This is a genomic window from Sphingobium sp. BHU LFT2 (assembly GCF_018604485.1).
Classification (GTDB): Bacteria; Pseudomonadota; Alphaproteobacteria; order Sphingomonadales; family Sphingomonadaceae; genus Sphingobium; species Sphingobium yanoikuyae_A.
In genome coordinates this window covers 26,464-40,161 of the sequence record NZ_JAFCGW010000024.1, presented here as the reverse complement: position 1 = coordinate 40,161, position 13,698 = coordinate 26,464, and the positions used below count along the sequence as shown (strand labels likewise).

Genomic DNA, 13,698 nt, shown 5'->3' with positions numbered 1-13,698 from the left:
ACCGACTGCATCAACAGGCCGGACAGACGACTGCACCCGACCAGACGCCAGATCATCACTTTATGCTTGCAACGCGGGAGCCATCCACAGAGGACTGACCGGAAAGTCCCAACGCCGGTCAAGAAGCCGCCGCGTATTGGCCCCAGGCGCGTCCGGTATGCCAATGCGCCCGACCGCCTCAAAACGTCCTAACCGATGATAAGCTTGGGAACTGCCGATAACGTGTTTCGGTTGTCGTGGTCAGGAGATGATCATGAAAGTCGATTTCGGTGCATTTGATGGCGTCATGGCGGGCAAGGTTCCGCCGGCATATTTTGAAAGTTATGTTGTAAGCGAGACCGACCGGCTGACCGACGTCATCCTGTGCCCGCCGCTTCATCTGGCGCCCGTCCCCTGCTGCGCCGTCACCCGTGAGGCTCTGGCTGCCGGCTTTACGACCGATGCCGCTGAGGCTCTCCGTCAGCATAACATGCTGGTAGAGGCGCTAGAGCGGCATCGCGTGCGCTGTCATAGCCTCGCCCCACTGCGCGATCTGCCGGACATGTGCTTCACCCGCGACATCGGTGTCGCGACGCCATGGGGCATGACCGCCCTCAATCCAGCCATGCCGCACCGCCAAGGCGAAGTCGATGCGTTGCTGGAAACCTGTGCTGAGTGGAAGATGCCTGTGCGGCAGATCACGCGTGGCACGATCGAAGGCGGTGACGTCTGCGTTGCGCGAGAGGGTCTCCTCATAGTGGGTATGTCGGGCGAACGCAGCTGCGCCGCGGGGGCGGAAGAGTTCGCGGCGCCGTTCCGGGCTGCGGGTTGGGATGTGCTGCTATGCCCCTTTCATGCCGACCATCTGCACCTCGACACTATTTTCTGCATGGTAGAAAAGGACGAGGCGATCGGCTGCCTGGAGCTGTTGGACTCGACGTTCGTCGAGGCTCTATATGAGCGCGGTATCAAAATCATCCCGATGCCCACGGCGCTCTCGTTCTCGCTGGGCTGTAACATCCTTTCGCTGGGCGGGCGCCGAATGCTCACAAGCGCCACCGACACGGTTGTCACGAGCGCGCTGCGCAAGGCGGGCTACGCCGTTGACGAAATCGACATCTCTCAGTTCGCTGCGTGCGGGGGAGGCATACACTGCCTCACTCAGCCGCTGCGCCGCATCCCAGCCTGATGCCTGTCCATTTATCAAAGAGGAGTGACAATGAGCCAGACAATTGAGGCGCGCTTCGCCACCCGCACCGAAGCCGAGAACGCGGTCGAACAGCTGGTGCAGACCCACGGCATCGAGCGCAGCGACATTTTTGTCGCCGCTGATGGACCCGAAAATAGTGTCGGGGAGGAGATTAGTGGCGGAGACGCAGCCGCACCGCTGGAAGAGGAACGAGACGATGCTGCTTTGCATTCGCCCATCCTCGTTTCGATTGACGTGAACGATGAAGCGAAAGTGGAGTTGATCAAAAGCGCGTTGGCAGAGGCAGGAGCCGATTAGGGCGCTATCCCGCTCACGATTGGACTGTAGGAGTGCTTGATGAACGATACGGGCGGAGGCGAGCCCTATGCCTATTTCCATGGCACCAAGGCTCTGCTTGGCGAGCTATTTCGGCCAAGGCTCCAGCCCAATGGCCGCGCCGTGCTGGTCATACACGAAGCGGATGGAATCGGTGGCAATGTCCGGCGCCATTGCCGCAAGCTGGCCGATCTTGGTTATACTGCTCTCGCAGCCGATATGCACGGAAATGGCGAGCCGTTAGAAGGCGGGGCGATGCGCGATGCGCTGGATGCGTTTCGCAACCATCCTGATCTTGTGCGCGGACGAGTGAGGTCCGGTTTTGACGCGCTTCTGTCCGCGACCGGGGTCAATCCTGCCGCCAGCGCCGCAATCGGCTTTTGCTTCGGCGGATTTGCCGCTCTGGAACTGGCGCGATCCGGCGCCGAGATAGCAGCGGTGGCCAGCTTCCACGGCTTGCTGACCACGGCTCGACCGGCGCAGACTGGTGGGGTGAAGGCGCGCATAGCGGTGTTTACCGGCGCGCGCGATCCGCTCGTACCTCACGAAGATGTTGGGGCGTTCCAGCGGGAGATGATGCAGGCGCAGGCGCACTGGCAGCTCACAACCTATGGCGACGCTTGGCATAGCTTCACCAACGAAGATGTCGATCACCTGGGCGACGCGCGCATGGCCTATGACGCTGCCGCGCACATGCTGTCCTGGCGCGCGCTGATCGATTTTCTCGACCTCAGCCTTGCCTCTCAGAGTGCCGCTTAGGTTCCAGACGCGCCCCCCTTCCATAATTGGCCTCAGCCATGCAATTCCCAGGCGCTGTCGGCCGCCCCCGTGCATATCGAATACCGGACAAACCCCCTCGAGATGAATGCAGTTAGTTGCAGCTTCCATCTTCTCGACCCATTGCGACCATCTCGACCGCACGCCTGAAATGCCGGCAGACCCGCTCCTCGCTCATCCGGAAACGCCGGGCTACCTCCGAGACGCTCATTTTCTGGCTAACCACCAGGATGAGAATGCCGCGTGTGAGGGCATCCATCCGAGCCACCGCCTCATTGATATCTGGATCTGCATCGCCCGCTGCTTCACGGGACAGCTGGCCGTCTTCCAGCGCACCCTTTGCCAGATAGCGTTCGATACGGGCGGCGCAAATGTCGTCAGAGACGCGGTCACGCATCCGCGCGACGAACCTTGCAAGACACCTGCTCACATCATGATGGTGGGCCATGGGGGAAACTCCTTTCAGGATGGCAGCCAGCCAATCTGGCGACCTCCACCCACCACCTCCCCCCTTCCCTTCTGAAGACCTGAGGGATGGCGACCACGGTTGTTCCGGGTCGCCATGGTCCGCATGATGCCCCTTCCCGCGCCCCATTTGCTCTTGTTAAAGCATCCGATCTTGCGGCAGCGATCGCAGCCCGAAGGGCCGGGATCAGCGCAGCCGCGCCCGGCCGGTGCGGCGGCACGCCGCTCCGGCAAGAGCGCGGTGCCCGCGCAGCGGGCAGCCGCCCTCCCCGTTCCCTTTTTCCCCTTTCCAGCCTACCTTCGCAAAAACGTCACAAAGACTGTTCTTTAGGGTTGCGTTCACGCTTCATTCCGGCAAACTGGACCTGCTTCCGGAAAAAGCCTGGGAGTGGGGCTTAGTAACCCCTCCAAACAGAACTCGGTCACAGTTTCACTGGGGCCGGGTGGCATACGCGTATGTCCAGCCGGCAACGGTAAAGGCGTGTGCGCCTGACTGTTTGGCAGGTTACTAACATCCGGCTCACGGCCGTCGCCCCGAGTGGACATAGGTGCGACGAATGAGCCAAGGCAGAAGCGAGGATCGCCTGTGCGATCCGATCAGGCAGAGAGATTCCGGCAGCGAGCCCTTTCGCTTCCCGGAATTTTACCGAAAGGAGAAGCCCCGCCTCATGCGCTTCTTCACGCGCCAGCTCGGCAACCAGGCCGACGCCGATGAGCTCGCCCAGGAGGCTTTCACCCGTTTCGTGCGGGGCGCGCCGGCCCATGCCCTTTCCAGTCCACAGGCCTATCTCACCCGCATCGCGACCAATTTGCTACGCGATTTCGTCGCGCGCGGCTCAACGCTGCTCTCGCGGCGATCCATGCTGCTTGAAGACGATCTTGCTCTGGTGGCCTCGAACGACACCCACCGGGAAACCCAGGCGCGCGAAGATCTTGCTCGCTGGAAACTGATCCTCGGCAAGCTCAGCCCAGATACCCTCGACATATTCCTGCGCAATCGCGTGGAGGGCCAGACCTATGTGGAGATTGCGCAGGAGCTCGATGTGCCCCTCTGGGTCGTGCAGAAGCAAATGCTCAAGGCCATCAAGCATGTCGTGGCCCATCGCGAGGCGGATGATGAGTGACACCGACGCCACCTCGGCAGAGCAGGAGCGCGAGGAGGCCTTTCAATGGGCTATGCTCATTCTCGCCGATCATCACGCTGTCCCTGACCCTACTGCGCTTGACAAGCTTGGTGAGCATCAGGCGGCTTTTTCCGCCTGGGTGAACGGCAAGCCTTCGCGGGAGGCGCATTATCTAGACATCGTGCGCAAGACGCTGGGCGGCAGCAACGATGCACTGCGCGCGGGCATGCGCTCAAGCGGGCATCGGCCCTTAAAAAAAGGAAGCCTTTTTCATTCTCCCATAGCCCTCGCTGCTGCCTTTGGCTGCGTATTGGCGGCGGCTGCGGGCATATGGTGGCGATCACAGGGCGTCCCCCCTTCGCTGATCGCACAGAGCGAAGCACGCACCCCAGTTGAAACCCGGGTCGGCGAGGTACGAACCGAGAGATTGGCCGACGGCTCGTCGGTCATCCTCGACACAGATACGCTGTTGCTGGTGAGCATGACCTCGCAGCAGCGCAGGGTCGAAATCAAGCGCGGCCGCGCCCGATTCACCGTCGTGCAGGATGACCCAAGACCTTTTGTTGTGACGGGCGCCGGTACCAATGTAGCGACCTATGGCGGAAGTTTCGACATGGCCGTACGTTCGGGTGCCCGCATCAGCCCGATCAAAGGTTCGCTTGTCATTGGCTTTACTCGTGTGGCAAGAGCCGGCCAGCCTAAAAACCTCGAACTTCGCGCCGGTCAGTTGCTGATTGTCGAAGCTGGACAGGAGGCTGACATTTCTGTCATTCCTGCGCCTCGATCCGAACAACAGTGGGTGGGCGGCGTGAAAAGTTTCGACAATGTGCCGATCAACGAGGTCATCGCTGAGGCTAACAGCTATAGCGAGACCAAGATCGAACTGGCGACGCCAGCGCTCGGCAATCGTGAGATATTCGCCGATATCGACATACGCGACATCGAACGTGTCGCGCAGGCTCTCAGCGCTTTTCTCGATCTCACCATCGATCGATCACAGCCCAATAAGCTGATTTTGACTGAAAAGAAATAAATCGGCCAATCGGCTTTAGAAAAGCAGTTTCCCGTCTTCCCTATTGAGCCTCAAAAAAGAGGCAGCATGAAATAGGGGCACATAATGGGGATCGTAAAGATTGCGCTGATGACCAGCGCTGCGCTTTGCATGGGCGCTATTTACAGTCAGGCACATGCGCAGGACGCGCAAAAGACTTACAACCTGCCTGAACAGGATCTTGCCGCAGCCTTGCGAAGCGTCGCGCGCGGCAGCGATTACCAGCTCGTCGCCGACCCCAAGAGCCTCAAAGGCGCGCGCGCGCCATCGCTAGCCGGCGCCTACACGGTCGAAGAAGCCGTGGCCGCCCTCCTCGCGCCGTCGGGCCTCACTGCCGAGATCAGGGATCGTACGATAACCCTGCGGGGGCGAGAGGCACCGTCGCGCGAGGAGGTAACCGGCGCGACGGATGTGCTTCTCACAGTTACAGGTACTCGCATCAGGGGCGCTAAGCCGACAGCCCCTGTCCTTTCAGCCTCACGCGAGGAGATCGCTGAACTTGGATATAGCGATCTGGGCTCTTTCGCGCGCAGCATCCCGCAGAATTTTTCCGGCGGTCAGAACCCGGGTGTCATCTCCAGTGTCCAGACCGGTTCGGAAAATGTGAACTCGTCTTCCGCGCTCAATCTGCGCGGCCTTGGCCCTGACGCGACCCTGACGCTCTTGAACGGCCACCGGCTCGCCTATGACGCTGCCAGCCAGGGCGTCGATATCTCCGCAATCCCACTTGCAGCCATCGATAGGATCGAAGTTGTCGCTGACGGCTCCTCGGCACTTTACGGCTCAGATGCCGTAGGGGGTGTCGCCAACATCATCCTGCGGCGGGAATATGAAGGCCTGCTCACCAGCGTTCGTCTCGGGGCCGCGACAGAGGGCGGCAACTTCCAGCAGCAATATAGTGCGGTGTCGGGCGCCCGTTGGTGGGGCGGCGGAATTATGCTGGCCGGCGATTTCAGCAAGGCTTCCGATATCACAGCCGCGCAGCGTAATCTGACAGCCAATATGGAACCCGGAACGACGCTGTTGCCATCGCAGCGCCAGATCAGTGCGATCCTGGCCGGGCATCAACGCCTGGGAGACGGGGCAGAGTTTGAAATAGACGCTCATTATAATCATCACCGGTCACGCGCTGCGCTGCCCTTCGCCGCCACCGCGCCAGTCACGACCGGTGGAAATCTGACACGCCCGACTGTCGAGAGCTATTCTGTCAGCCCCTCGGTCACCTTTCATCTACCGGCCGAGTGGGATGTGACAGCGAGAGCCACACGGGCCGTCAGCGATACACAGATTGGTGGTTCCATCTTTTCAAGCGGAGTGCGTTTTGCCGAGAACCTCATTCGCTATAAAAATGATCTATGGTCGGCTGAAATCAGCGGCGACGGTCCGCTCTTTGCCCTTTCGGGCGGCGATGTCCGCCTCGCGCTCGGTGCTGGTCTTCGATCCAATGGCCTCGCGGCTTCGGTCCGCAGCGTCCGCGCCGCTGGCACCTTCAATCTTGTAAACTATCTGGATTCCCAAACGGCGATCTATGGTTTTGGCGAAGTCGTCGTGCCGCTGGTGTCAGATCGGAATGCTTCACCCCTCATCCAGAAACTTCAATTGTCCGGGGCCCTACGCTATGAGCGCTATGACCATCTTGGCGGGCTCGCCACACCAAAAATCGGTATCCTTTACCAGCCAGTCGATGCGCTTACGTTCAAGGGCAGCTGGGGAAAGTCCTTCAAGGCGCCCACCCTCAACCAGCGCAACACCGTTCAACAAGGCTATACGCTCGCTTCGAGCGAATTCACGCCAAGTCCTGCGACAGCCGGCGCTGTCCTCGTTCTGGCTGGAGGCAGCCGAGACCTCGCCCCCGAGCGGGCAACGACGCTGACCCTTACTGCGGAATTTACGCCGAGAGCAGTCGACGGGCTCAGTCTGCATGCCAGCTATTTCCATGTCCGTTACAAGGGGCGGGTCGTCAGCCCGATCGCCGACGACTATCAATCTTTCCGTAGCGAATATGCGGATCTTGTCCTGCTCAATCCGAACCTCACCGAGGTTCTTGCAGCGACCACCAACCTCCCGCTTGGCGTGAGCAATCAGACCGACGGCCCCTATGATCCTGCAGGGATTGTCGCAATCGTCTACAACCAGCTACAAAATGCAGCTCGGCAGAAAATCCAGGGCGTTGACGTCACGGCTTCCTACGCCTTCCGCAACGGCGCCAATGCGTTCAGCGTCGAGACGAACGCCAGCTATCTCAAGAGCGACCAACGCTTGTCAGCGAGCCAGCCCAGCATCGAGAGGGCTGGCACAATTTTCAACCCACCGCATTGGCGCGCGCGAACAAGCGCGGGCTGGCAACGGGGCAATATCGGGCTGACAGCGAGCTATAACTATATCGGCGGTACGACCGATCAAAGAACAACGCAGATCTACAAGGTCGACAGTTTCCAATCGGTCGACCTCAGCGCCAATATCAAGTTCGACGGACCCGGGCTCCTGCGGGGCTGGTCGTTCCTTCTGTCAGCGCAGAATTTGTTCAATGAAATGCCTTCGCTCATCCGAACCTCTGGGGCGAACAGCCCGCCATATGACGCGACCAACTATTCAAGCGTCGGCCGCTTCGTCAGCTTCACGATTTCCAAGGCCTGGTAATGCTCCCGCTCCTTGCCCTAGCGCTGGCAGCAGCGGCGAGCAATCCGACCTCTGCGTCGGATTGCAAGGCCGCGCTACAAATCAAAAGCCCAGGTCCAAGCCATTCACTTTCGGCCGGCGATCTCATTGAAACCCTGAACATGGGATCCATCCCCGATCTTGATGTAGATCCCATGTTCTCAGTCTCTCCCGATGGACAGTCCATTGCCGTCAGTGTCGCGAGAGCCAACATCGCCAGCAATGAGTTTTGTTCGGGCATTTATGTCATCGCGCCGGGGAGCAGTCCGCGCCTTATCGACAGCGGCGCTGGCGCAGCCTTCTGGCGTTTTGACGACTATTACGGGATGACGGGGTTCCCGAGCGGCTTTCCCAAAGTCATCACACCCCACTGGTCGCCCGATGGTAAACATCTTGCCTTTCTCAAATATGTCGATGGCCGCCTCCAACTCTGGTGTTGGGACGGAAGCAGGAGCAAAATGACGGCGACATTCGACGACGATATCGTCGATTTCCGGTTCGACGGCGGCGGGTTATCGGTCATCGCGAAAGTACGGGACGACGCAAGCGCCAGCGATGCGCTCGATCAAGAGAGCTTGTCAGGATATCATTTTGATGAACGCTGGTTTCCTTATGGAAGAAACCGGCCTTTTTCGCGGGGGCCGGCCCCTTACAGTTTTGCAGCAATCAACATCGTAACTGGTGAACATCGCCTAGCTGAGCCGACACAGGCGCTGATCTTCTCAACGTCCGGCGCTCCATCCCGAGCACACCGAAAAGCGGCGACGCTGGCGGTCGACGCCGATGGCGTCAGCCGCCTCGCCCTTACAGATGGGACAGCGCAAATAGTCTGCGCCGACAGTCGCTGCACGGATGTCGAGGGACAAGCATGGATAGCCGGCGATGCTGTCCGTTATGTTCGGCGTGAAGGCTGGGGCCGAAGCCTAACGGGAATTTATGAATGGCAACCGGCTCGCAAATCCGTTCGCAAAATCATGCAGACATCGGACCTGCTTATGAACTGTGGTCCTCTTGGCACGGACATTATCTGTGCCCGGGAGAAGTCGGTAGCGCCCAGATATCTCGATCGGATTGATCCTGAAAGCGGTCGGTCGCAGGTGATTTTCAATCCCAATCCCGAATTCGACTCTCTCGCTCTCGGGCATGCGGAGCGGCTGCAATGGAAAAATGATCGCGATCTCGAATGCTATGGCGACCTCGTTTATCCACCAGATTATCGGGCCGGGCAGCGCTATCCTTTGATAGTCGTCCAATATCAAAGCCGAGGATTTCTGCGCGGCGGTACGGGAGACGAATATCCTATCCAGTTGCTTGCCCAGGCCGGATATCTGGTTCTCTCGATCCAGCGGCCACCCGCGCCACTGCGCGATCAAAAGATCGACCCACATGAACGGGAGCGGCGCCAGCTCGACGGCTTCATGGAGCGGCGCAGCATCCTGTCAGCCATCGAGACGAAGGTTCAGCAGCTCATTAGCGCCGGCCTCGTCGATCCGGCACGCATCGGCATCACAGGCCTGAGTGATGGCGTGTCGACCGTGCAATTCGCTGCTCTTCACAGCAGGCTTTTCAAGGTGGCTGCGATCAGCAGTTGCTGCTGGGAAGGGTCGCAAACCTGGCTCCTTGGGCCTGCTATTCAAGCGGAATATGAAAAGCGAGGCTGGCCCGCCTCGCCTGCCGACAATCCGGCCCTTTGGGAGGGCCTTTCCTGGGCGCGGAATGCAAATCGCATTCCCTTCCCGGTCCTTGCCCAGATGTCGGACGATGAATATCTTTCAGGGCTCGAAGCCCTCACAGCCCTTCGCCGCGCCGGCAAGCCCGTGGATCTTTATGTCTTCCCGGATGAGCATCATGTGAAACGACAACCTGCTCACAGGGCTGCGATCTATCGACGGGCGATTGACTGGTTCAATTTCTGGTTGCTCGACAAGTTGCCTGTTGGCGAAGGCCAAGCAGCCCAAGAGGCTGACCGGTGGCAACAGATGCGAAAAAGCTGGAATCAGAGAGAGGCAAAACCGGGTGCATGATGGCCCTGACCTTTCGGGATCGCTTGCCAACGCCTTATCCAGGCCTCCATGTCGAGAAGCGCCATGAGACGGACATAGTGACGATCGATCGCCGGCCCACTGACAAGCGCCTTGTCCAGCGCTGACCGACTGATAAGCCGGTGCCGAGCAAGTTCACCATCCATCAGCCGCTCGCGTATCTCGTCGAGGCGCTGGTTGACCAGGTCCACCGCGAAGCTGCTCGGACTTCCTTTGCGCCGGCGGTCGCGGATGAGTGGCGGGAGCAGGTCGGCGTAGGCCCGACGCGCTATGGCCCGATTGCTCCCGCCCTCTATCATCTTCCATGTCGGGATGGCCAAAGCCAACTCAACAATCGGTTGCGACATGAGCGGATCGATCATGGACAGACCGAAGCCACGCAGATAGCCTTCAACATGGTTTTGGACGCGCAGCAGGAGCGCGATATGGCCCAGTTTTCCCGGCCGTGTGAGTGATGCCCGCTCAAGCCAATCGTGCTGCGGCGGGTCGGCTCGCACCGCCTCAGCGGCGTCCGCTTCCATCAAATCAATGTCGAGATGCCATTGATAGGGCCGACGCATAGTGCGAGCGGCTGCGACGATCTGGCGACACACCTCCCATCGAGGGACCTGGGTTACCCTCCCGATATCGGCTATCGACTGAGCGGTTTCACGGTGGAAACCTCTGGCTTTGCATGCGTCGAAAAATGGCCGAACAGAACTGCTGTTATAGAAGACGTTATCGCCGCCATTTCCGGTAAAGACAGCGTCTGCGCCAGCCTCGCCAACCGCGCGCAGCAAGGCCGAATGATAGGCGAGTTCATGAACGAAGCCGATCGGCTTTGGAAAATGTTCGGCGACTGATCTGGACAGGTCTACATCTGCCAGATCATAAGTGGCCTCTATAAGGTTCATGCCCGATGCCTGCGCCATCACGCGGGCATAGTCCCGCTCGTCGCCATCGCGGCTCAGAGTCGAAATCGTTACGCTGCTTGCACGCCCGCCTACTCTGGAAAGCGCCGCCGCGACGATCGAGGAATCGAGCCCTCCTGATAATGTGAGGATGGGAGCCTGCGAGGTAGATGCCCAGGAAGCAACGCAATGATCAACTGTGCGGCGCAGGCGCTCGGCAACATCCTCGCTATCCCACAAAAGCGGTTCGGAAACAAAATCCCATGGGTTCCAGATCTGCCACACCCGAGCTTCTCGCTCACCCAGTTCTACCGCAGTACCAGGAAGCAATTCCGTAACGCCATCAACTGCCGTCCTGGCCTGTGGCAGATCCCTGGCGCCCAGATAGCGCGGAATTTCCGCCCAATTCACCGAAGGTCGAACCAGACCTGCTTCGACGAGAAGCATGATGTCTGACGAGATCGCCCATCCCCCTGGAAACATAGTGAAATAGCATGGCAACGCGCCGCCCGGGGAGCGCGCGACCAGCATCCTATTCTTAGGCGTGAGCACGGCAACATAGCCGCCCCAATAGCGCTGAGCTAAAGTCGCGAATGGATCACCATGGAGCATATCATCGGCAAAGAGCTTGTCGCTCGGCAATATGCACGCGGCAGGACCATGGCGCGGGAACACCGGGCCGATCACCGCACCTCCGTCGGTCGGGAGCCTGAGCAATTGCGCGGCACAGGTGGTCAAAAGCGCGCAGCATTTCCCGAGCAGAAAGCTTTGGAACCCTGAGGCCGCGAGGAACCCGGAAGAGAGACGCTCAAGCGGCGCACCGCTATAATCAATGATTGCGAGGTAGCGTTCCAGCATCTCAGATCGCCAGGATCGGCTCAAACGCCGAAATATTCTCGAGGCGGTCGTTTAAGACCGTATCACCTGCCTGAACCCAGCAATGTGCGGAAAAGGGCGATGCGCTGACGCCCAGGATCAGTTTGGCTGGCAACCGCGCCGACAAAGCCATGTCCATGAAGGCGATCGAATTGGTCAGACAGTGGGTATTGCGGGGACGCAGCGGCGCGGAGGCCGCAAAGGCGCCCACAATTGGTCGCCACTCGCGCAAATCAGGACAATTCCAGCCGACGACACCAAGTCCTTGCGACCGATCGGCAATCCCAGATATGATCCTTTCAAAGCGGCGGAACCGCAGGTCCAGCATCGCCCTGAACTGGGCAAGAATGAACAACAAACTCCTGCCGTTCAGGCGATGGCCGGGCTCAGCCAAGACCTCCCGTCGCGCCGGCGGGATCACAGCCTGCTGACTAAATGGTTCGCCTTCATCTGCCATGACGAGAATATGGCCACGCAGCAAGGGCTTGATCCCGGGACCGTCTTCCTTGTCTTCCAGATATCTCCTGAAAGCTGCATCCCATTCCGGCCGCAGGCCGAAATAGCGATCCGCCGCGACGTCCAGAAAGATCGTTCTTCCGCCAGTGACGCAGAAGGCCAGCCCGTTCCTCAGCTTGTACCGCATGGCACGCCCCTCATTCGAAGACGCGATTTAGGCGCGCGCCCGCGAAAGGACGCGCGCCTCATCGATCAGTCGTCGGCGATCCCCATCTGGTTCAGCTGACCACCGGTGAGGTCGAGGACGCCACGGATGGCGCCCTGGGTTTCGACGGAAGCGGCACCCAGATCGACGATATCTTCGTCATGTTCGATATTGGACATGTTCATCTCCATCATTGCGCCGCAGGAATGTGCGGCAACGCTGATGGTATGAAAGGAAAGGCATATATCCGATCATATATGCTCTCATTTTGAGAGCATATATTCTTGCTGCCATAAACGACTCAAATATATCAGTGAATAGCAGGCAGCAAAGCGAGGTTTTCAAGGCTTTTCAGAATTTACCTCATTCGTGTCGCCGCTGAAGAAATTTGGTCAGCCCTTAGCAAACGTCGACGGTGATACTGCCACATCGCGACCCGCGTTGCGTTTCTGTTTCCCGAACGGGTTACATTCCATAGCGTCGCGAGTTCCTCACCTTGCCTACCGATAGGGCCTTCATGCAATCGGAGAATAGCGAGCCGCTCGCCCGCCTGTACGATCGCATCTAGATGTTCGGGGTTAGGGGAGCAGGATGCCAGCAGCGAAAAAAACTCCGCGGTCGCATAAGCCAAAGCTAGGCCGTGCGCCGATCTGTTGACGACGAAAGCAGGTGGCGAACCCATTTCCTCCAGTCGAACCATCACCTTCACGATCGTCCGGACAAGGTCGGCATGGTAGCTGTAGAGATGATAAACGTTACGCTTGGTGATTTCCGGCAAAGCAAACCCACCGCCGCCCTGCGTTTCAACAAGACGCTCGCCCACCAGCCGGTTGAGTGCGTCCCGCACAGGAGACGTACTCGTCCCAAATTCGTCGGCGAGTGACTGGACGGTTAACGGCAAGCCGGGCGTGAATTTGCCGGCCATGATCAGCTTTTTGATCTCGCGATGAAGGCGATCGGCGGTGAAGGCGTCGGGCGACATAAATCCGCCCTACCTTGCCGAGCCGGCGCCGCCCGGCCCCTTGTGTCCATTACCGGGCTGAAGGAATGTCTTGAGGCTGAGATTTGAAATGAATTCAACCAGCAGTGTTTCCAACTTCTGCATGTCGTCGAGAAAGAAATGGCGAGGAAAGTGCATGTTATGCTCCAGAAACAGCATTGGAATGATAAGATGCGCTGAGGAGAGCCCAAGGGCATGAGCGCAAGCGATATGATCATCGACACGGGACTTCGGGTTGCCCGCCTCGATTTCACGAAGCCACCGCACGCCGATCCCGACATCGGCAGCAAGTTGCTTTTGCGTAATGCGATGGCGTTTGCGCCGTTCTTCTATGCGGCGACCTGAGATCGTCTTGACCTCGGCCAGTATCGACGCCCCCTCTTCAAAGGCGCCGCCTTGAGATGAGATCATCAGGGCCTCCCTGATCGCGTCTCAAAGCTCCCATGCACATTCCGACTCGATCAAGGTCGTGTGAAATGTGCCTTGGGTCAAATTTTTTGACTCCCATTTTGAGAGTGAGCCAGATTTACCTATCCTGCGTGATTCAGCAGGAAAATCAGGCGCGCGGCCTCAACTACTGGTGCAACGGATATTATGATCGAACGACGTCAGGAGACCCAACCAATATGAGGTCAATATTCACGCGTGCA

At 59.1% G+C, this 13,698-nt stretch carries 13 protein-coding genes; 7 read left to right on the top strand and 6 right to left on the bottom strand.

From position 1 onward, the window contains the following. The first annotated feature begins 253 nt into the window (after positions 1-253). From JQK15_RS24420 to JQK15_RS24410, 3 genes are read left to right on the top strand one after another with little or no spacing between them, the layout of a single operon-like run. Positions 254-1,168: a dimethylarginine dimethylaminohydrolase family protein gene (locus JQK15_RS24420; RefSeq protein ID WP_214868838.1), complete on the top strand. Its 915-nt coding sequence runs from the start codon at positions 254-256 to the stop codon at positions 1,166-1,168. A 30-nt stretch (positions 1,169-1,198) separates the two neighbouring features. Next, positions 1,199-1,486, top strand: coding sequence for a hypothetical protein (locus JQK15_RS24415; protein WP_214868836.1), 288 nt, complete (start codon positions 1,199-1,201; stop codon positions 1,484-1,486). Between the two features lie 39 nt (positions 1,487-1,525). Then, a complete protein-coding gene (locus tag JQK15_RS24410) occupies positions 1,526-2,263 on the top strand; it encodes a dienelactone hydrolase family protein (protein WP_214868834.1) in 738 nt (245 codons plus the stop codon). A 112-nt stretch (positions 2,264-2,375) separates the two neighbouring features. Here the strand turns inward: JQK15_RS24410 and JQK15_RS24405 are convergent, their stop codons facing one another. Beyond that, complete coding sequence (locus JQK15_RS24405; RefSeq protein WP_214868832.1) at positions 2,376-2,729, bottom strand: sigma-70 RNA polymerase sigma factor region 4 domain-containing protein; 354 nt, start codon at positions 2,727-2,729, stop codon at positions 2,376-2,378. Between the two features lie 574 nt (positions 2,730-3,303). Here JQK15_RS24405 and JQK15_RS24400 point away from each other — a divergent pair. The 4 genes from JQK15_RS24400 to JQK15_RS24385 all read left to right on the top strand — a co-directional run bounded on the left by JQK15_RS24400 (position 3,304) and on the right by JQK15_RS24385 (position 9,603). Then, on the top strand, positions 3,304-3,870 hold the full coding sequence (locus JQK15_RS24400) for an RNA polymerase sigma factor (protein ID WP_214868829.1): 567 nt from the start codon (positions 3,304-3,306) through the stop codon (positions 3,868-3,870). Continuing rightward, the gene (locus JQK15_RS24395) at positions 3,863-4,903 is read left to right on the top strand and encodes a FecR family protein (RefSeq protein ID WP_251008018.1); all 1,041 of its coding nucleotides are present in this window, start codon (positions 3,863-3,865) and stop codon (positions 4,901-4,903) included. The genes JQK15_RS24400 and JQK15_RS24395 overlap by 8 nt, the downstream gene beginning before the upstream one ends. 108 nt (positions 4,904-5,011) lie before the next feature. Next, positions 5,012-7,561, top strand: a complete 2,550-nt coding sequence (locus JQK15_RS24390; protein WP_251008017.1) for a TonB-dependent receptor domain-containing protein — start codon at positions 5,012-5,014, stop codon at positions 7,559-7,561. Further along, positions 7,561-9,603, top strand: a complete 2,043-nt coding sequence (locus tag JQK15_RS24385; protein ID WP_214868825.1) for an Atxe2 family lasso peptide isopeptidase — start codon at positions 7,561-7,563, stop codon at positions 9,601-9,603. Before JQK15_RS24390 ends, JQK15_RS24385 begins: the two co-directional genes overlap by 1 nt. On the opposite strand, the gene JQK15_RS24380 is transcribed toward JQK15_RS24385, so the two are convergent. From JQK15_RS24380 to JQK15_RS24360, 5 genes are all read right to left on the bottom strand, one after another. Further along, positions 9,576-11,369 (bottom strand): asparagine synthase-related protein, encoded by a 1,794-nt coding sequence (locus tag JQK15_RS24380; RefSeq protein WP_214868818.1) that lies wholly within the window; start codon positions 11,367-11,369, stop codon positions 9,576-9,578. The two genes, JQK15_RS24385 and JQK15_RS24380, sit on opposite strands and share 28 nt — an antisense overlap. Before the next feature lies 1 nt (position 11,370). Beyond that, on the bottom strand, positions 11,371-12,030 hold the full coding sequence (locus tag JQK15_RS24375; RefSeq protein WP_214868817.1) for a lasso peptide biosynthesis B2 protein: 660 nt from the start codon (positions 12,028-12,030) through the stop codon (positions 11,371-11,373). Positions 12,031-12,095: 65 nt separating this feature from the next. Continuing rightward, a complete protein-coding gene (locus tag JQK15_RS24370) occupies positions 12,096-12,227 on the bottom strand; it encodes a benenodin family lasso peptide (RefSeq protein WP_232015888.1) in 132 nt (43 codons plus the stop codon). A gap of 179 nt (positions 12,228-12,406) precedes the next feature. Beyond that, the gene (locus JQK15_RS24365) at positions 12,407-13,030 is read right to left on the bottom strand and encodes a GntR family transcriptional regulator (protein WP_214868809.1); all 624 of its coding nucleotides are present in this window, start codon (positions 13,028-13,030) and stop codon (positions 12,407-12,409) included. A gap of 9 nt (positions 13,031-13,039) precedes the next feature. Then, positions 13,040-13,459: a helix-turn-helix domain-containing protein gene (locus JQK15_RS24360; protein WP_214868808.1), complete on the bottom strand. Its 420-nt coding sequence runs from the start codon at positions 13,457-13,459 to the stop codon at positions 13,040-13,042. Positions 13,460-13,698 lie beyond the last annotated feature (239 nt).

Excerpts from the sequence above, each read along its gene's own strand:
- JQK15_RS24420 (WP_214868838.1), top strand. The coding sequence starts at position 254 with ATGAAAGTCGATTTCGGTGCATTTGATGGCGTCATGGCGGGCAAGGTT.
- JQK15_RS24415 (WP_214868836.1), top strand. The coding sequence starts at position 1,199 with ATGAGCCAGACAATTGAGGCGCGCTTCGCCACCCGCACCGAAGCCGAG.
- JQK15_RS24410 (WP_214868834.1), top strand. The coding sequence starts at position 1,526 with ATGAACGATACGGGCGGAGGCGAGCCCTATGCCTATTTCCATGGCACC.
- JQK15_RS24405 (WP_214868832.1), bottom strand. The coding sequence starts at position 2,729 with ATGGCCCACCATCATGATGTGAGCAGGTGTCTTGCAAGGTTCGTCGCG.
- JQK15_RS24400 (WP_214868829.1), top strand. The coding sequence starts at position 3,304 with ATGAGCCAAGGCAGAAGCGAGGATCGCCTGTGCGATCCGATCAGGCAG.
- JQK15_RS24395 (WP_251008018.1), top strand. The coding sequence starts at position 3,863 with ATGAGTGACACCGACGCCACCTCGGCAGAGCAGGAGCGCGAGGAGGCC.
- JQK15_RS24390 (WP_251008017.1), top strand. The coding sequence starts at position 5,012 with ATGACCAGCGCTGCGCTTTGCATGGGCGCTATTTACAGTCAGGCACAT.
- JQK15_RS24385 (WP_214868825.1), top strand. The coding sequence starts at position 7,561 with ATGCTCCCGCTCCTTGCCCTAGCGCTGGCAGCAGCGGCGAGCAATCCG.
- JQK15_RS24380 (WP_214868818.1), bottom strand. The coding sequence starts at position 11,369 with ATGCTGGAACGCTACCTCGCAATCATTGATTATAGCGGTGCGCCGCTT.
- JQK15_RS24375 (WP_214868817.1), bottom strand. The coding sequence starts at position 12,030 with ATGCGGTACAAGCTGAGGAACGGGCTGGCCTTCTGCGTCACTGGCGGA.
- JQK15_RS24370 (WP_232015888.1), bottom strand. The coding sequence starts at position 12,227 with ATGTCCAATATCGAACATGACGAAGATATCGTCGATCTGGGTGCCGCT.
- JQK15_RS24365 (WP_214868809.1), bottom strand. The coding sequence starts at position 13,030 with ATGTCGCCCGACGCCTTCACCGCCGATCGCCTTCATCGCGAGATCAAA.
- JQK15_RS24360 (WP_214868808.1), bottom strand. The coding sequence starts at position 13,459 with ATGATCTCATCTCAAGGCGGCGCCTTTGAAGAGGGGGCGTCGATACTG.